This is a genomic window from Candidatus Accumulibacter sp. ACC007 (assembly GCF_907163205.1).
Taxonomy (GTDB): Bacteria; Pseudomonadota; Gammaproteobacteria; order Burkholderiales; family Rhodocyclaceae; genus Accumulibacter; species Accumulibacter regalis.
In genome coordinates this window covers 611,747-629,105 of record NZ_CAJQUD010000001.1, presented here as the reverse complement: position 1 = coordinate 629,105, position 17,359 = coordinate 611,747, and the positions used below count along the sequence as shown (strand labels likewise).

18 protein-coding genes are annotated in these 17,359 nt (G+C 63.9%); 5 read left to right on the top strand and 13 right to left on the bottom strand.

Translation table 11 applies throughout. The annotated features are described in order from the left end of the window. Window positions 1-7: 7 nt before the first annotated feature. Entirely contained in the window at window positions 8-286 is a 279-nt protein-coding gene (locus QZ634_RS02635) for a hypothetical protein (protein ID WP_291985326.1), read from the top strand. Window positions 287-517: 231 nt separating this feature from the next. Here QZ634_RS02635 and QZ634_RS02630 read toward each other — a convergent pair whose 3' ends face one another. Then, window positions 518-1,981, bottom strand: a complete 1,464-nt coding sequence (locus QZ634_RS02630; protein WP_291985324.1) for a PEP-CTERM sorting domain-containing protein — start codon at window positions 1,979-1,981, stop codon at window positions 518-520. A gap of 409 nt (window positions 1,982-2,390) precedes the next feature. After that, window positions 2,391-3,287 carry a LysR family transcriptional regulator gene (locus QZ634_RS02625; protein WP_291985322.1) on the bottom strand — a complete coding sequence of 299 codons (897 nt, stop codon included), beginning with the start codon at window positions 3,285-3,287 and terminating at the stop codon, window positions 2,391-2,393. 98 nt (window positions 3,288-3,385) lie between these two features. Between QZ634_RS02625 and QZ634_RS02620 the strand changes: the two genes are divergently transcribed. The 4 genes from QZ634_RS02620 to QZ634_RS02605 all read left to right on the top strand — a co-directional run bounded on the left by QZ634_RS02620 (window position 3,386) and on the right by QZ634_RS02605 (window position 8,130). Then, entirely contained in the window at window positions 3,386-3,676 is a 291-nt protein-coding gene (locus tag QZ634_RS02620) for a putative quinol monooxygenase (protein ID WP_291985320.1), read from the top strand. A 30-nt stretch (window positions 3,677-3,706) separates the two neighbouring features. Continuing rightward, window positions 3,707-4,717, top strand: a complete 1,011-nt coding sequence (locus QZ634_RS02615) for a zinc-binding alcohol dehydrogenase family protein (RefSeq protein WP_291985318.1) — start codon at window positions 3,707-3,709, stop codon at window positions 4,715-4,717. Window positions 4,718-5,037: 320 nt separating this feature from the next. Continuing rightward, a complete protein-coding gene (gene fabI / locus QZ634_RS02610) occupies window positions 5,038-5,871 on the top strand; it encodes an enoyl-ACP reductase FabI (RefSeq protein ID WP_291985316.1) in 834 nt (277 codons plus the stop codon). Between the two features lie 15 nt (window positions 5,872-5,886). After that, window positions 5,887-8,130 carry an AsmA family protein gene (locus tag QZ634_RS02605; RefSeq protein ID WP_291985314.1) on the top strand — a complete coding sequence of 748 codons (2,244 nt, stop codon included), beginning with the start codon at window positions 5,887-5,889 and terminating at the stop codon, window positions 8,128-8,130. A gap of 36 nt (window positions 8,131-8,166) precedes the next feature. Here QZ634_RS02605 and QZ634_RS02600 read toward each other — a convergent pair whose 3' ends face one another. The 11 genes from QZ634_RS02600 to nosD form a co-directional block, all read right to left on the bottom strand. Beyond that, on the bottom strand, window positions 8,167-8,664 hold the full coding sequence (locus tag QZ634_RS02600; protein ID WP_291985312.1) for an AsnC family transcriptional regulator: 498 nt from the start codon (window positions 8,662-8,664) through the stop codon (window positions 8,167-8,169). Beyond that, window positions 8,661-9,140 (bottom strand): Lrp/AsnC family transcriptional regulator, encoded by a 480-nt coding sequence (locus QZ634_RS02595; protein ID WP_291985310.1) that lies wholly within the window; start codon window positions 9,138-9,140, stop codon window positions 8,661-8,663. Before QZ634_RS02595 ends, QZ634_RS02600 begins: the two co-directional genes overlap by 4 nt. Beyond that, window positions 9,133-10,113 carry an AsnC family transcriptional regulator gene (locus tag QZ634_RS02590; protein ID WP_291985308.1) on the bottom strand — a complete coding sequence of 327 codons (981 nt, stop codon included), beginning with the start codon at window positions 10,111-10,113 and terminating at the stop codon, window positions 9,133-9,135. The genes QZ634_RS02595 and QZ634_RS02590 overlap by 8 nt, the downstream gene beginning before the upstream one ends. A 7-nt stretch (window positions 10,114-10,120) precedes the next feature. Then, on the bottom strand, window positions 10,121-11,284 hold the full coding sequence (locus QZ634_RS02585) for a cytochrome D1 domain-containing protein (RefSeq protein WP_291987963.1): 1,164 nt from the start codon (window positions 11,282-11,284) through the stop codon (window positions 10,121-10,123). A gap of 65 nt (window positions 11,285-11,349) precedes the next feature. Next, window positions 11,350-11,850: a TlpA disulfide reductase family protein gene (locus QZ634_RS02580; protein WP_291985306.1), complete on the bottom strand. Its 501-nt coding sequence runs from the start codon at window positions 11,848-11,850 to the stop codon at window positions 11,350-11,352. 13 nt (window positions 11,851-11,863) lie between these two features. Then, window positions 11,864-12,691 carry an ABC transporter permease subunit gene (locus QZ634_RS02575; protein WP_291985304.1) on the bottom strand — a complete coding sequence of 276 codons (828 nt, stop codon included), beginning with the start codon at window positions 12,689-12,691 and terminating at the stop codon, window positions 11,864-11,866. A 10-nt stretch (window positions 12,692-12,701) separates the two neighbouring features. Then, on the bottom strand, window positions 12,702-13,109 hold the full coding sequence (locus QZ634_RS02570; protein WP_291985302.1) for a protein NosL: 408 nt from the start codon (window positions 13,107-13,109) through the stop codon (window positions 12,702-12,704). Between the two features lie 79 nt (window positions 13,110-13,188). Next, window positions 13,189-14,061 carry an ABC transporter ATP-binding protein gene (locus QZ634_RS02565; protein ID WP_291985300.1) on the bottom strand — a complete coding sequence of 291 codons (873 nt, stop codon included), beginning with the start codon at window positions 14,059-14,061 and terminating at the stop codon, window positions 13,189-13,191. Between the two features lie 9 nt (window positions 14,062-14,070). Next, entirely contained in the window at window positions 14,071-15,033 is a 963-nt protein-coding gene (locus QZ634_RS02560; RefSeq protein ID WP_291862678.1) for a NapH/MauN family ferredoxin-type protein, read from the bottom strand. Further along, window positions 15,033-15,935 (bottom strand): 4Fe-4S dicluster domain-containing protein, encoded by a 903-nt coding sequence (locus tag QZ634_RS02555; protein ID WP_291985298.1) that lies wholly within the window; start codon window positions 15,933-15,935, stop codon window positions 15,033-15,035. The genes QZ634_RS02560 and QZ634_RS02555 overlap by 1 nt, the downstream gene beginning before the upstream one ends. Beyond that, on the bottom strand, window positions 15,932-17,356 hold the full coding sequence (nosD, locus tag QZ634_RS02550; RefSeq protein WP_291985296.1) for a nitrous oxide reductase family maturation protein NosD: 1,425 nt from the start codon (window positions 17,354-17,356) through the stop codon (window positions 15,932-15,934). Before nosD ends, QZ634_RS02555 begins: the two co-directional genes overlap by 4 nt. Between the last annotated feature and the right edge of the window lie 3 nt (window positions 17,357-17,359).

Here is a 17,359-nt window from a genome sequence, read left to right as displayed (position 1 = left end):
AGCGGGTATGACAACCAGAATCAAGATTGCCGCGGCCGAAGTCCGGCTCGGCGATTTAATCTACAACGGTCTCGGCACCAGCAAACACCCAACCGATACTTGGGAAACGATCACCCAGGTCAATGTCGTGGATGGTCTGATCTTGCTGATTACCGGCCGTCTGAGTGGTCCCCTGGGCGAGTTCTGGTACGAGCCTGACGAACTCGTGGCGGTGGTTCGCCACCCGCCCGCGGAGCCCGAGCCGGTGGTCGCCAAGGCCCACAACAAGCGCTCGCACGGGCACTGAACTGCGGTTGCGTCCGGAGGCGTTTTCAGCCACTGGCCACTACCGCCTGGTTGAACATCCGGGCAACTGCTGATCCGGCGCAAATCGCGACTTCACGGTCAACCGGCGACAGACCACGTCAAAAGTCTGCCGCAGGCCATGCCCCGGATGGGGGCGGGGTTGACAAGCCCCGCCCGACCTTTGCTCGGCTCTGCTGCAGACCATCAGCGCACGACGCAGGGAAGCCGCCGATCACCCATGGCGCAGCGCGGCGCGGCGCCGCACAGCGAACCCGGACAGTCCGGCGAGCAGCAGCGCCAGGGTCCCCGGCTCAGGGACGGCGACGCCATTGTTCCGTGCGACGAGCGTCATCGCGCCGTTGTCGCTGGTGACAGCATAGTCGAACCCGGGCTGCAGTCCCGCATATTGATAAGTCGCGCCGACGTTGGTCAGGAGGCTACCCGGACCCACCTGAAGGAAGTTGTACGACGTCCCGGCCGTCGGGGCGTAGCCATCGATAAACAGAAACTCAATCAAGACGTTATTCAGCGACGCAAAGCCGTCCACGTCGATGATGTCGAAGTCAGTTGCATTCGCGATCTGAATCTCTAACACTCCTCCGGTCTGGGTGAAATCACCGGCAATTTTCAGCGTACCGGGACTGTTGCCCGGGGCCACGGTGCCCGTGCTCGTCACATTGCCGGTAATGGTTCCGTTACCCCGGAGCGTACCACCGGCACCCACGGACACATTCGCCACGACCTCGCCGCCATTGCGCACGTTGAGCGTTCCAGTCCCGTGGTTGAGGCTATTGAAGTCCGGCACGGGCAAGGCGCCAAAGTTGCCACCGGGGAAAGCTCCCAATCCCACACCCAGCAAGATCTGGTTTGCCGTGAGCTTGGACCCAGCGCCGTCTACCAGGATGCTGGTAGTTCCGGCGGGGTCTGACGTCGAGCCGAAGATAGTACTGAAAGCCCTCGATCCAAGCACCTGCCCGCCGTCCATAACGCTGATGCTTCCCGAGCCGCTCCTTCCCACACTGATGTGGCCACCGGTACTCGTCTGAGTCGCGCCATTGCCCGCATTCACATTCAACTCGGACCCTGCGCCAGCCACCGTGACCGTCCCCGTGCTGCCAGCCCCGCGCCCGATGTTGACTGCCGCCTGACCAGGTATTGGCCCACCGGAACCACTGTCAAGCATCGCGGTGACCTTACCTCCGGCGGAAATGTTCGCCGTGCCGGTCGAGGCGAGGCGCCCGAAATCGTTGCCCACGATGAGGATCGGGGTGGTGACCGAGCCGCCATTGACGTTCAGCGTTCCCGAGGAACCTCCCGATACCCCGAGCAGCACGCTGTTGTCCACCGGACGGAAAGTGGGCGCACCAATGGTACCGGGGAGATAGTTGAGGGAAATCGACCCACCGGCGTTCACATTGAGCGTACCGCTCACTGGCCCGGTGTTCGGTGGTGAGGGCGGCGTAATACCCGGCTCGGCGGCGACAACGCCGAGACCGACGAAGTTGTACGGCCCCGCGGTCGTGGTCAACGTCTGCGTGTCCGTTCCGTCAACGCCGATGTAGCAGGAATTGAATGCGGCGACCGTGCAAGGATCCGTGACTACCACCACGGCACCGACCGTGGAAGCGAAGCCGGTGGCAAGACCTGCGGCAGCAAGCATCGCAGCGCGACGCAAGAACCTATTCGTTATGGTCATTGGGGTTCCCAGAAGTGAAGATCTGAACTGAAAAAAGGGGGACGCCAGAGTTTGCAAACCGCACGAGGGAAAGCATGCGTCTGCCTACCCATCGCCACCCAATCTTCTGGCAACCACGAAATTGCATTGCGCACGAGCCAGGCCGGCTGTCGCCGGCCACGAATCACAAAAGCAAAATTTATGCCGATATTTTTAATGTTCTAATTTATATACGTTTTCGTTCGCCGGACGCGCCGCCGACTGGCCTGTCGCGACGACAACTGTAAAATGTTTCGACACGCCGTAGCAGGCCCGAAAAAGATTGAGCTGCCCGAACGGCAGGTAACTCCTCAGAGACCGGCCGCTCGGCCCGACTCCCGGAGTACGCGGTCCTGGTAACCGACGCCGACCACACGCGGGAAGCCATGGCTCAGCTTTCCCCCGATCCCTCCAGCCTTAGGGCGAGCCGGTCGGCAAGTGCGCGCACGCGCCTTGGCTGAGCCCGGCTGGGGGGAAACAGCATTTGCAGGGGTGAGGCGGGCTGAGCGTGCTCGGCAAGAAGCTCAAGCAGCTTGCCAGCCCTGATATCCGGCCCGACATCGAGTTCCGACTTGAGCATGATCCCGTGACCGGCAAGGCACCACTGCCGCACGAGCGCCCCGTCATTGGCCACCCGGTCGCCGCGCACGGTGACGAACTGCGGCTTCGTGTCCGGACCGAAGCGCCAGACGTTGTCGAGATTCTGGCCAAATCGCATGACAAGACAATTGTGATCCTTCAGGTCCACGGGTTCTTGCGGGCTACCCCGCCGTGCAAGATAGGTCGGCGCGGCGCAGAGCACGCGCCGTTTCTGACCCAGGCTCCTGACGCGCAAAGAACTGTCGGTGACCGACCCGAAGCGCACAGCCATATCGAAACCCTGACCCACAATATCGACGTAGGCGTCGGAAAGCAGAAGCTCGATCGAGATGGCCGGGTGTTCTGCCAGGAAGCGGCTGATTTCGGCCGCAACAAGGGTCCGCCCGATATCGCTTGGAGCGCTGATGCGGATCGGACCGGAGAGAGTTTGCGCACCCAGGCGGATGCGCGTTCCCAGATCCTCGATCTCCTCGAGAACCCGTTTGCCACCTTCGACCAGCGTGCGCCCCTCCTCGGTCAGGCTGATCGCGCGTGTCGTGCGGTTCAGGAGGACAACGCCAAAATGAGCCTCGAGGGCAGAAAGCCGCTCGGATACGGTGGTCGACGAAAGCCCGGCTTCACGCCCAGCTGCCGCCAGGCCACCCTTCTCGACGATTTGCAGGAACAGGGCGATGTTGTTGAGCAGCATTGTACGGGTTTTCCGGATTATCTTTTCGTATCCTGCCAGTTTATCCGGTCTTTGCAAACAGCTATAGTTCTCCCACCACGGACAAAGGAGTGAAGGAAATGACCAAACTGACCATCGTAGCCAACATCCACGCCAACCCCGATCGGATTGACCTGGTCAAGGCAGAGCTGGAAAAGCTCCTGCCGATCACGCGCGCCGAACAGGGCTGCCTACAGTATGACCTGCACCGCGACAACGACCATCCGACGCATTTCATGGTCTTTGAAAACTGGGAGTCGCGCGAGCTGTGGCAGGCGCACATGAATGCCCCGCACCTTGCTGCCTATCTGCAAGCCACCGACGGCGCCGTCGCGGAATTCACGCTCAACGAAATGACCCACATCGGCTGAGCGCAAGCTTGGCCACCAGGAGATTCACGAATGAAAGCAGTCGCTCTTACCCATTACCTTCCGGTCGACAACCCGAAAGCCTTCCTTGACGTCGAGTTGCCCAAGCCCTCGGCAGCCGGTCGTGATCTTCTCGTTTCGGTCAAGGCCATATCCGTCAACCCGGTCGACACCAAGGTTCGCAGCCCCAAGGAAAAGATAGAAGAGTCCCCTCGCGTCCTTGGCTGGGATGCCAGCGGGATTGTCGAAGCGGTAGGCTCGGAGGTCACCCTGTTCAAACCCGGCGATGAAGTCTATTACGCCGGCGACATTACCCGCGCAGGTTCCAATGCCGAATTTCAACTGGTTGATGAGCGCATTGTCGGCTTCAAGCCGAAGAGCCTCAGCTTCGCCGAGGCGGCGGCGCTGCCGCTGACCACGATCACCGCCTACGAGGCTTTCTTTGACCGTCTGGGCATTGATCGCGATGGTGCAGACGCGGGACAGTCGGTGCTCATCATCGGTGCCGGCGGTGGTGTCGGTTCGATCGGCATTCAACTGGCCAAGGCGGCCGGGCTGGTCGTCATCGCCACGGCGTCGCGCCCGGAGACGGAAATCTGGGTCAGAGAGCTTGGCGCGGATCATGTCGTCAATCACCGCCAACCCATGGTTGAACAGGTGCGGGCGCTCGGCTTTGAGCATGTCGATCACGTCGCAATCTTCAACGACATGCGCCATTGGGAAGCGGCGGTCGAACTGATCCGGCCGCAAGGTGCGATTGTCACGATCGATGACACCGACCTGCCGATGCCGATGGCCGGGATGAAGATGAAGGCCGCCAGCCTGCGCTGGGAGTTCATGTTCGCCCGCGCCATGTTCCAGACAGCGGACATGATCGAGCAGCACAGGCTGCTGACCCATGTGGCGAACGAGATCGACGCCGGGCGCATGCGCACGACGCTCGACAAGGTCCTGAGCCCGATCAACGCGGAAAACATCCGCGCGGCGCATGCGCTCATCGAGACCGGGCAGTCCAAGGGCAAGATCGTCGTTCAATCCTTCTGAAATCGCAACCCGCCTGTTCTGGCTGGAAATCAACGCCCCGTTCGGCCCTCATTGAGGCCCAACGGGCTCCTTTCACCTGCGGGATTTCGTCGCCGTTGCACCGCGAAGCGGCCAGTGGCGGCTTCGCGGCGAAGGAGCCTGGCGAAGCATCCAGTACGCCTGGCGGAGATCGGCCATTGCCGGCGCCCCGGTTGCCGCTTGCTGGCGACCTGCAGCGCGACCGCTGGCAGTGTTACGATCATGGCTGCTACCCACTCCGACGAGCGATGCACGATCCGTCATACGCTCAGCGCATTTGTTGAAACAGGAAGGAACCAGCAATGACCGATAAAGAGACCAACACACGACTGCTCGACAGGCTGCGCACTCAGCGCGAGCTTGGCCAGCAGCCACTGGCCGGCAAGAAAGGAATCATCCTCGGCATCGCCAACGACCAGTCGATCGCCTGGGGCTGCGCGCAGGCCTTTCGTGGCCTCGGTGCCGAGCTGTGCATCACCTATCTGAATGAAAAATCGCGGCGCTTCACCGAGCCGCTGGCCCAGGCGCTCGACGTCCCGCCGTCGCTCTATCTGCCCTGCGACGTGCGCGAGGAAGGACAACTGGAAGCCGTCTTCGCAGCCGTCGAAAAGCAGTGGGGCGTGCTCGACTTCGCCCTGCATTCGATTGCCTTTGCGCCGCGCGAGGATCTGCATGGCCGCGTGACCGACTGCTCTCGCGAGGGCTTCCTGATGGCCATGGACGTCTCCTGCCATTCGTTCATCCACATGGCCAGGCTCGCCGAACCGCTGATGAAGAACGGCGGCACACTGTTCACCATGAGCTACTTCGGTGCCGAGAAGGTGGTCGAGAACTACAACGTGATGGGGCCGGTGAAAGCAGCGCTCGAAGCGACGTCGCGCTACCTGGCCGCGGAACTGGGTCCCAAGGGAATTCGCGTCAACCCGATCTCGCCGGGACCCATCGCAACGCGCGCGGCATCGGGTATCGGCCGTTTCGACGAACTGATGGAGAAAGCCGCCGAGCGCGCGCCGTCGCGCGCACTGGTGACCATCGAGGACGTGGGTATGGCGACCGCATTCCTGGCCACCGACTATGCCAAGCTGATCACCGGCGACACGACCTACGTCGACGGCGGCTACCACGTGCTTGGCTGAGTTTAGGACCGGGCGTTGAGCGCCGAGCGCGGCACTGAGACACGCGCGCAGCCACCGACAAGCAGCTGGCGCCGCCGCCTGCTGATCATCAGCGCCGCCGCTACGGCGCTCCTGGTGCTGGCCGTTTCCCTGGCCATCGCGTTGTTCGACGTCAATCGCTACAAGGCGGAGATCGAAGACGCGGTCAGCACGCACAGCGGGCGCAGGCTGCACCTGAACGGCGATCTTGGGCTGTCGATCTTTCCGACGCTGGCCATCGACCTGCCGGCGAGCAGCTTGTCGGCCGCGGACAGCGAAGCGGAGTTCCTCAGCTTCGCGTCGGCACGCATGGAAATTGCGCTGCTCCCCCTGCTGCGCCAGGAAATCGTCATCGAGTCGATGCACCTGCGACAGGCGCGGGCAACGGTGACCCTGCGGGGGGAGCACGAAGCGCCCGCGCTGCCCCCGGAAGGCGCAGCGCCTGGCGCATCGGACATAGCGGAGACAGCGGATACAGCGGAGACAGCGAACACCGCGGCGGCACCAGCCGCCGGCACAGCAGAACATCGCAGGGCCGGCGGCGAGACAAACTGGGAAATCGGGCACCTGGTGCTCAGCGACGCCGCGATCACGGTGCACGATGCCGCCAGCGGAAAGACGCTCGTGCTATCGGCGATCACGCTCGAAACCGGCCGTTTGTCGCGCCAGGGCGAAACGATCACTGCCGCGCAGCTCGAACTGCACGCCGATGGCCAGCACGCCGCCAACGCCTGGACTCTGGCGGCCAGCGCGGAAGAGATTGCGCTCGACAGGCAAAAGCTGAGCAGCGGCGCCATCGTGCTCAGTGCGTCGCGGGCCGGCACGCAGCCGTTCAATGCCCAGCTCAAGCTCGACAGCCTTTCTGGCCCAAGGTCGTCACTGGTCGCCGAGAACTTCCTGCTCACGGCGACGCGGCGCGATGGTCCGGCAAGCATGCATGCGCGCGTCCGCGGTCCGCTCAACGCCAATCTCGAAGAACAGACGCTGACCCTGGCGCAGCTCGACGGCGAACTTGCGCTCACCGACCCGCTGTTGCCCGCAGGACAGGCACAGCTGCCTTTTTCCGGCGCCATGACGCTCGACGCCAGGCGGCAACACGCCACCCTCGAACTCGCCTCCAGCGCCCGCGACGCCAGTTTCAAGGCGAGCATCGAGCTGGCGTACTTCGCGCGACCGGAGATCGCCTTCGCCCTGAACGCCGACCGGCTCAATCTCGATTCCTACCTGGCGCCAGCCCGGCCCGTCACGCTGGAGGCTGCCAGGCAAGAACCGGCACCCGCCGCGCAAGCGGCGAGCAGCAACCGCGGCAAGAACAGCGCCGCAGCCGAGCACATCGTTCGCATTTCAACGGCCGCACCCGTAGCCGTGCCAGCGGAGCCCGCCTTCGACCTGACACCCTTGCGCGAGCTGCGCCTCGACGGAACACTGCAGATCGCGCAGTTGCAGGCACGCGGAATCAAGGCCGCGTCCGTACACGCGAGCGTCCATAGCGCAGCCGGCCGCGCCACGCTCGCGCCGGTGAGCGCTCAACTGTACGGCGGCCGGGCCGACGGCGATTTCAGCCTCGACACACAAGTCCCGCAGCTGTCCCTGAACCTGGCGTTCAACGATGTCGACTTCGGCGCACTGGCCCGCGACGCACTCGCCCGCAACGATCTCAGCGGCCGCGGCAACGTAGACCTGGCGTTGTCGAGCAGCGGCCGTTCACGCGCCGAGCTGACGCGTGCCGCGCAGGGAACGCTGCGCTTCGCACTGCGCGATGTCGCCCTGGTCGGTATCGACCTTTCGGCGGTCCTCGGCCAGCTGAAGGAAATCCTTCGTGACGGCGGCAAGCAGTCCGGACGGTTCGACCGCTCCCAACGCACCCTCCTGTCGCACCTGGACGGCACCGTCAAGCTGGCGGACGGTGTCGCGCGCAATGACGATCTCGACGGTGCGGCGCCAAGACTCGCACTCGGCGGTTACGGCCAGTTCGACCTGCTGTCGAAGACGCTCGATTACACGCTGCGCGTCATGATGGCCGAGAATCCTGCAGAAGGCTCGAAGCTGCTGCGGGCGCTGGAGGGGCTCCCGGTGCCGGTGCAGGTGAGCGGGCCAGCCGACGAGCTGCGCTACTCGGTCAGCCTACAGGATGTCGCCAGCGACGCCCTCACCCGTCGCGGCGCCGACATCGGCGCCGCCCTGGTCGAAGAAGCGGAGCGCTTTCTCGGCAAGCTCTTTGGCGGCGACGAGCGCAAGTGAGACGGGGACGCGGCGGAATCGGTAGGAGGCGTGCCTTCAGACGCCGATTCTGAGTCCCGTCTTCTTGAGAATGCTGGTCGAAAAAAGGACGTCGTAGGCGCGGCATTCGGCACCCAGGAGCTCGGCGATTTCGGCAACCTTGGCCTGCACTTCGGCGCGCGAGCTGCCATGGACCATGGCGAACAGGCTGTAGGGCCATTCCGGCAACTTGCGCGGACGGTGATAGCAGTGGGTCACGAAATCGAGTGCGCCGATGCGCGCGCCCAGTTCGTCGATACGCTCGTCGGCGACGTCCCAGACGCTCATGCCGTTGGCGGTGTAGCCGATGGCGTAGTGGTTGGGCACGGCGCCGATGCGGCGGATGATGCCGCTGTCGAGCATTCTCGTCAGCCGCGCCATGACCTCTTCCGGCGCAATGCCCACTTGTTCGGCGAGCTGGTGATACGGCCGGACGACCAGCGGCAGCCCGCTCTGCGTCGCCAGGATCAGGCGGCGATCGATGGCGTCGACCGAGCGCGCCGGCACACCGCTCATGTGCGCACCGCCAGCTTCATCTCGACAAAGTATTCCTGCAGCTTGGGGAAGGGAAAAACCGGCAGACCGCTCGCTTCCTCGATGCTGCGCACCGCGGCAGCAATCCCGTCGGCCCTTTCGGTGGCCAGAACGAACCACATGTTGAAGTCGCAGTTGCGGTCGCTTTCGCGGCGGTAGTTGTGCGCCACCTGCGGGAAGGCATTGACCACTTCGAGCACCCGCTGCCAGTCTGCTTCGGGAACGCGCATCGCGGCGAGGACGAAAGCCCCCCCCATGCGCTCGACCTGAAACATCGGCCCGAAACGGGTCAGGACGCGCGCGTCGAGCATGGCCTGCAAGCGGCCGAGCAATTGCTCCTCGCTGATCGCCAAGCGCGTGGCGACTTCGGCGTAGGGCCGCTCGCAGATCGGAAAACCTCCCTGCAAGCCATCGATGATCGCCCGATCGATGGCGTCGATGCTCGCCGCTTCACGCATAGCGCGCGCCGCTCTGCTTGAAGCGGGTGAGCGAGAAGAGAATGGCGTGCGCGTAGTCCTCGAGGTGCAGGCGCGCGCGCAACTCGGCGATCCGTGCCTCGACTTCGGCGCGAACCTGGCCGTGAATCATGCAGAACAGGTTGTAGCGCCACTCCGGAAGCACCCGCGGACGCTGATAGCAGAGCGTCACTCCCGGTTCCCGGGCGAGGATTTCTCCCGTCTCGGCGACCGCTTCGTCGGGAATGTCGTGGACCAGCATGGCGTTGGCCCGGTAGCCAAGCTCGTGATGCCGGACGATCACTCCGAAGCGCTTGATGATGCCCTCGGCGCACCAGCGACGGATGCGTTCGAGAACCTCACTCTCGTCGCAGCCAACGCGACTGGCGAGCACCGAGAACGGCCGGATGAACAACGGCAAGCCTTCCTGCAAGGCTATCACCAGCCGACGCTCGAATTCGTCGAGCGGCCGGGGCGCCACGAACGCCTGCCGGCACACCGGAGCCGTCAGCGGTTTCTTGCCTTTGCCGTCGAGCGAAAAACCGAGGTCGATGTGGTATTCCTGCAGCAAGGGCAGGCGCAGGAGCGGGCAGCCGGCCGCCTGCTCGATGGCCCCGAGCGCCGCCTGCAGGCGGCCTTCCGAACCGGCGGTGACGACGAACCAGAGGTTGTAGTGATGCTCGCGCTCGTAGTTGTGGTTCACCTCCGGAAAGCGATTCACCGTCTCGGCAAGCGCAGCAAGCTTCTCCGGCGGCACGGCCATCGCCGCCAGCGTGCTGGCGCCGATTCGCTTGGGTGCGAAGACGGCCCCGACACGCGCGATCTTGCCCTGGCGGCGCAGCGCCTCGAGCAGCCGCAATACAGCGCCTTCAGCAACGCCAAGGCGCGCCGCCAACTCGGCGAACGGCGCCGGGCACAGCGGAAAGTCCCTCTGGAAGTCGTTCAGCAAACGAAAATCGATCGCCTCGTCAGTCATTGCCTTCTCAGAATCCCGTGCGCTGCGCGCGGCTGGTGAAGAAAATGCCGCTCGGCGCCTGGGCGTCAAACTCGCCAACCTTGGCCAGCGTCGCCGTATCGTAGATCACCACCTTGTTGTCGTCACGGGCGGAAAGCCAGACCTGCTCACCACGCGGCGTGAACTCCATGTGCAGAATCGCCTTGCCCGGCTCGAGCGTGTGCACCACCTTGCCGCTCAGCGTGTCGATCACCTGCACCCAACCGTTGTCAGGAAAGGCGAAATTGACCCACACCTGCCGACCATCAGGGCGCGCCATGACGAACACCGGTTGTCCCTTGACGGCGATGCGGCCAACTTCCTGCCAGTTGCTGCCCGAAACGACGAGCACTTCGTGCCGACCAATGGCCGGCAGGTAGGCATTTCCCTGCGCCATTGACCAGCCGCGCAGGTGCGGCATCTTGAAAACCGGCAGTTTCTCTTCGCCGCGCCCGTAATTGTTCAGAATCCGCCGCGTTCCCTTCTCCGGCGTCCAGGTGTCGAGCAGGGCGACACCGTCCTCGCCGAACAGCCCGACCAGGTAATGGCGCCCGTCGGGCGTCACCAAGCCGTCGTAAGGTTGCCGGCCGGCGGGGTAGCGTTGGGTGGTCGGATGGCGCGGATCGGAGAAATCGCTGACCCAGATTTCGCCGCCATCGAAGAGCGCGTAGGCAAAGCGGTTGCCGGAAAGATCGGCCAGACCGACCACTTTCGAGAAGCTCCCCGGCGCGTATTCGGCCGGCACTTCGGAGAGCAGTTCGAGGGTCTCCGAATCGAACGCCTTGATCCCGCCCGGTTTGTAGTTCTGCGCGACGACGATGCGACCGTCCTGCGAAATCGAGCCGCCGATGGCGTTGCCCGACTGCAGCATACGCTTGACGATCCGCGCTTCAAGCAAATCGACCTTGCTAAGCCCGCCGTCACGGCCGAAGACGTAGGCGTAGCGTCCGTCGCGCGAGTAGACGACCGACGCGTGCGAGAGATCGCCGAGTCCACCAACGGTGGCGTACGGCTTGCCCTGGCTGGTATCGACCAGGCTGACCTGGCCACTGGCGCGTTCGATCACCAGCCCGAGGTCGCCCGTGCCGCGCAAAGGTGGCGCCGCACAGCCGGCAAGCACGACAATCGACAACAGGGAGAACAGTTTTCTCATCATGGTCTTCACTCTAACCGCGCCATCGGCGCATAAAAAAAGGACAGTGCCCGCCGCTCGACCCCTCAAAGAATCGGCCCGACGGCGTCTTCCATCTCCGCTTGATCCATGGCGCCGAGTTCGCTGCTGCGGATGCGGCCTGCACGGTCGATGACGATCGTAAACGGCAGGCCCGCATTGCCATTACCCAGCGCCTTCATCAGTTCTATGCTCTCCTCGCTGCCGCCGATCAGCGAAGTGTAGTTCATCTCGTAGGCGCGGCCGAACTCGCGCAACTGCTCGCGCTTGTCGGCATCCTCGACAGCTATGCCAACCACCCGCAGCCCCCGGCCTCGGTATTTCGCCTGCAGCGCGGCCAGATCGGGAATCTCCTTGCGGCAGGGGCCACACCAGCGCGCCCAGAAATTGACCAGCAGCGGCTTGCCCCTGAACGACTCCAGCGCCACCGAGGGCCCGTCAAGCGCGGGCAGGGTCAAGGCAAAGAACGGCGCTGTCGACGGCGGCTCGGCGGCAGCCGCTGAAAAGGCTTGCGCAGCGAGCACGAGGGTAAGCAGCAGGCGCTTCATCGCTGTCTCGCGCTCAAGGCAGGTCACTGCGACGGAAGGTCAGAAAACCGGCCAGCGCGGCCAGCGAACCGATGGCCAGCGGGTAGAGCAAGGCGTAGAAGCGGTAGCCGCTGCTGCCGAAGAGGTCGAGGATGACGTAAGCCGACGGCCCGAGGACGATCAGTTGTGGATCGAACATGGCCAGCGAAGCGGTACGAAAGACCTGCAGCGGGTTGAGCAAGGCGATGCCGACGGCGACTTCGGGGGCGACCCGGCCCTGGATCATCACCCCGAGCAGGATCAGGTCGAGGAACAGCAGCATGCTCAGCCAGACGATGAACGCTGCACCCTGCGCGACGTCAGTGCTGCGCGCCAGCGTCGAGATCAGCATGCCAATGCCGAGAAAGCACCAGGCCATGGCCGCCAGCAGGCCGGTGTAATAGAAGAACATTTCCCAGGGCACTTCGATGGCCTTCAACTGCGCCCAAAGAACGGCCCCTAGCATGGCCACGAAAACGGGCAGGAAGATGGTCACGTAGCGCCCGAGGATCTTTCCCCAGAACCACGCCGACAGCGACACCGGCAGCGAGAGCAGGTATTCGAAGACGCCGGCTTCGCGGTCACCGGCCACCGAACGCACGGTGGTGATGAGCACGAAGATCGGCAGGATGGCCATGGTCAGCTGGATATAGGTCACCAGCAGCCGCGACAAGCCGATGAAGCCCAGCACCCGCGACTCGGTCAGGCCGAAAGCGAAGAGCAGAGCGACGATGCCACCGAAAACCAGGCTGTAGAGCAGGAACCAGCGCGCACGCAGCGATTCGACGATGTCCAGCCGGGCGGTCAGGAGAAGTGAATTCATTGGCGTCGCTTCATTGGCCGCGCGCCAGAATGCGCTCTTTCATTTCCTGATACGAAACCGCATCGGCCTCCGGACGCGCGACAGCGCCAAACTGGTAGCCCATGGGACTTTTTTTTCCGGGAAGATAATGCGCCTGGCGGGCATCGATCCAGCCGCCCATGCGATAGTCGGCGACCCAGAACTCGGTGTTCGGCGTGTCCTCGTTGAACGGCCTTTGCGAGAGCCAGAACATCGCGCAACCGATGTCGTCGAATTTCCACGCCTTGCCCTGAGGATCACGAATCTGCGCCGCGAAACGCTTGTCGCTGATGATCATTCCGCAACGCGGGTCGGCGTCTCTATCCCATTTGACCTGGATCGGGCCGCTGCTCGGCTCGCCACTGCAGGCGGTCAGCGACCAGCCAGCCGCAACGCCCACCAGCGACCTGCAACAGGGGCCAAGAGTCGCGGCCGGAAGAATTCCGAGAAAGCGCCGTCGTTTCATTGCTGTCTGTACCTCACTGCAGGACGACCGCCGGGTCGACTTCCTTCATCTCGATGCGCGACAACAGTCCGACGTAGCGCGACACCGTCCCCATGAAGCGCAGGCGGTCGGGCCCGGAAACCGTGCCGTGCCACTCGACGCCGGCGCCGCGGTCGGCAAACTGCCAGGCGCTCAGCGTCTTGGCGATGGCCGCGTCGGCGCGAGCCAGCGTCAGGTGCACCTGGAACAGGGCCGAGAGCTTGGAATCCTCGGCAACGCGATCGTCAAGGACGATCCTGCCGGTGTCCATCTCGACCACCCGATTGACCAGTGGCGCGACCTCGTCGAGGCGGTGGCTGGAGATGATCATCGTCGTGTTCTCGAGTCGCTCGGCAAGCAGGGAAAAGAAGATGTGCCGCGCCTCGGGGTCGAGGTTGGCGGCCGGCTCATCCATCACCAGCACCTGCGCGTCACGGCCAAGGGCGATGGCAATCAACAACTTCTGCTTCATCCCCCCGGACAGGCGGTTGAATGGCCGTGTCAGGATCGGTGCGACGTCCAGCCCGAGACGCCTGGCGACCGCGAAGATTCGCTTGCTGTCGGAGCGGCAGACAGCGGCCGCAAAACTGACCAGCTGCCCGACCGGCATCTTCAGCGGCGGTGGCAACTGCGGCACGAAACCGACCTTGCCAAGCACCTGCGTGCGCTCGGCGCGCGGCTGCTGGCCGTCGATGGTCACCTTGCCCTGATGTGTGTACTCGCCGAGCAGACAGCGGATCAAGGTCGTCTTGCCGGCGCCATTCGAGCCGATCAGGGCGATTCGTTCGCCAAGCGCGATATCGAGTTCGACGCCGTCGAGTACACGGATCTTCCTGAAGTCCTTACCGACGTTTTCAAAACGGATCATTGACAACCTTCAGAGCAGCTTGCTCAAGCCCTTGACGTCAAAGACCAGCGCGCCACTCGGGCAAACGTCGACACACAGCCCGCAGCGCGTGCAGTCGGGTCCGATCGGGGTGGTCATCTCGGCGGCCCGGCCCTTGATCACCACGTCGAGGACGTGCGGCACCAGGCAGACCTTGCGGCAATCACCTTCGTGAAAGCACTTGTCCAGCCGGTACTCGACGCGCACCGGCGAAACGGCGCCCACGATACCATAGGTCAGGCCGATCGGGCAGACGTAACGGCACCAGGCGCGGCGCGAGTAAACGACTTCGAAAACAAGCAGCAGCAGGACCCAGCCGAGCGCCAGCGAGGGACCGTAGATCAGCGCTCGCGACAGGATTCCGGTCGGCGAAATGGTCTCGAAGACCGTGTAGCCACTGACCACCGCCAGCAAGGCAAAGACGACCCAGAAAACGGTGCGCGTACCGCGATGAAACTCGTGGTCGCTGACCAGTTTCTTGCTCACCAGCTTCAGGTGCAGCCACTCGAACCACTCGGCGAGGAGATGGTAGGGGCACACCCAGGAGCAGAACGAACGCCCGCCGAGCACGGCCCAGAGGACGAAGACCGTCGCCGTGCCGATGAACAGATTGACGATGATGTGCTTGTGCGCCAGCATCACCTGCAAGGCCGAGTTGAGGTCGATGAGGTGAAAACCAACGAAGCGCGAGGCGGTCAGCGCGCCTTCGAGAACCTGGATATCGAGCCAGAACGAGAAGGTGAACAAGAGGTTGGCGAGAATGAGGACGGCCCAGCGGCGGTTGCGCCATTTGTGGGTCACCAGTTCATGGTCTCGCGCGTGCTGCTTGATGGCCTCGAAGTCGGCCTTGGTCATGCGCTTCAGGCTGTGCACCTGTTTCGCTTCCGGGGTCACGACGGCGGGTTTCTCCGGCGCCGCGCCGAACATTACCCGAATACGTTCAAGGTGGCTCATCACGCACTCCAGGGCTGGCGTTGATCGACGACGATCGCCGCCGGTTCGACCGGGCAGATCATCTCGCAGACACCGCAGCCGACGCACTGTTCGAGCACTTCGGGCCGGTACTGCTTGCTGCCGTCGGCGGCGATCGTCTCTTTCATGTGGATGGCGTCCCTGATCGGACACTCGGTGACACAGAGGTCGCAGAGATCGCGCTGGTAGGGGTGGTCGCGTACCAGCACCGGCTTCCAGCGGTCGACCGCCACGTAGCGCAGGTGGCCGCGAAAATCCGCGCCGCGCGCCTGCCCACTGAAGCCCTTGCCCTGTACCGCCAGGCACGACTCGGGGTGTGCCAGACGGGCGACGCCGATGCGCTCGCTGAGGTTCAGCGTCGGCTCGGGGTCGTTTTCCTTGGCCTTGAGCACCGGCGCCTGCGCCAGCGGCATGCCGGCACGGATTTCCAGAGCCGGCGGCTTGGTGTAGGTCAGCGAACCGGTCGGGCACGCCAGAATGCACTGCACGGCGTCGCAGGAGAAGTCGCAGGCCTGCTCGCGGGCGTCGATATACGGCACGCCGACGCCGAAGCCCTGGTCGATGTCGTCAAGCTTGATCGCCGCCACCGGACAGACCTGGACGCACTGGCCGCACTTGATGCACGAGGACAGGAAATCGCTTTCCTCGAGTGCGCCGGGGGGGCGCAGACGTGACTTCCTGGCACTGGCCACCGGGATGTAGCCGAGCATCGCCAGGCCGAGCACCCCGCCGACCATCACCGCCGAGCGAATGAACTTGCGCCGGTTGGCCTGCTTGCGGACCGGCGCCCTGGCGCGCCGGTTGTTGACCACCGGAGCGGCTTCACCCACGGGCGAAAGCGGCGCAGCTTCAGATGCTGCTTCAGTTTCCCTCTTGTCGTTCATTTGACGGACCTCTTGCTGGTCTCCGGCGGTTTGTTGAAAACCGGCTGCTCGTCGCGCAGCAGCATCACCGGGGTCGAAAACGGCGCCAGGCGTTCGAGGAAATCGAGCGTTTCCATCATTGGCGCGTTGCGGAAGAAGCGGGCGTAAGGCACCTCCATCCACAACTGATCGGTATAGGCGTAGAGTTCGTGCGGGCGGTCGCCGACGCCGTCCTGGTCGCGGTCGAAGCCCTGATAGTCGTCCCAGTAGTTGCCGCGCCAGAGGTTGCGGCTGGCGCTGCCGGTGTCGCCCATGGCCACCTGCGTCAGGTTCCCCTCGAAGACGTTGTGCTCGATGATGGTGCCCTTCTTGTCGGACAGGAAGCTGACCCCGATGCCGTTATAGGCGATGCGGTTGCCACGAATGGTGATCGTCGTGTCCGGCTCGAATGGCGACATGTCGAGACCGACCCCGACCGCGCAGTAGACGATCTCGTTACCCTCGACGAGCACGTTGGAAGCCTCCTTGAAGCCCACCGCCATGCCGGTGGGACCGTTGGCGTGCGAGAAGAGGTTGTTGCGGATCGCCCCGCCCCCCGAATACATCACGTTGACGCCGACGGCATTGTCGTAGAAGCGGTTGCCCTCGACGAGATTGTCGGCGGCAAACATGAAATGGATCGAATAGCGACTGCGCCGCGCAACGTTGTTCAGATAGTGGTTCGCATTCGAGTACCAGGCAACCATGTCACGTGAATCCTCGATGAGGTTGTCGGAGATCAGGTTGCGGTGGCTGTACCACAGGCGCAGGCTGTCGCCGCGCGTGCCGAGATCGAAAGGCTTCGAACGAATGCGGTTGCCGCGCAGGACGTTCTCATTCGACATTTTCAGATCGATGCCGAACAGGCAATCGTCGATGCGCAGGTTCTCGATGACGTTGCGGTCGCCGCGGACGTTCAGGCAGGCGTCGTCCGAATCGTGTGAAACGCCGGAATTGGTCAGCTGCAGGTCACGCAGCACGGCGTCATTGGCCTGCAGGACAAAGACGGTTCCTTTGCCCCCGCCATCGACCGTCGCCGCGCCGCCGCCATCGATGCTCAAGGTCTTGTCCACGACCACCGGGCCCGAGTACCTGCCCGGCTTGAGCTTGAGCACCGACCCCGCAGGCGCCTGGTTGATCAGCTCCTGCAGGAACGGAAGGCCGCTGACCCGCGCCTCGGTCGGGATGGGCGCTTTCTCGTTGAGCCCGCCCCAAGCGGCTGCGGCGGGCTCGGCCATCGCGCCCAGGCGACTATCGACAGGCTCGGCGGCGAGCGCAGCCCCGCTCCCCACAGTGCCGGTACGACGCAACGCGGTGAGCGCGTCCTCGGCGCCGCCGGGTGACGGGAAGAGAACCAGAGCCAGCCCGCAGGCGACTCCTGCGACGAGCAAACGGCCAAGCATCGG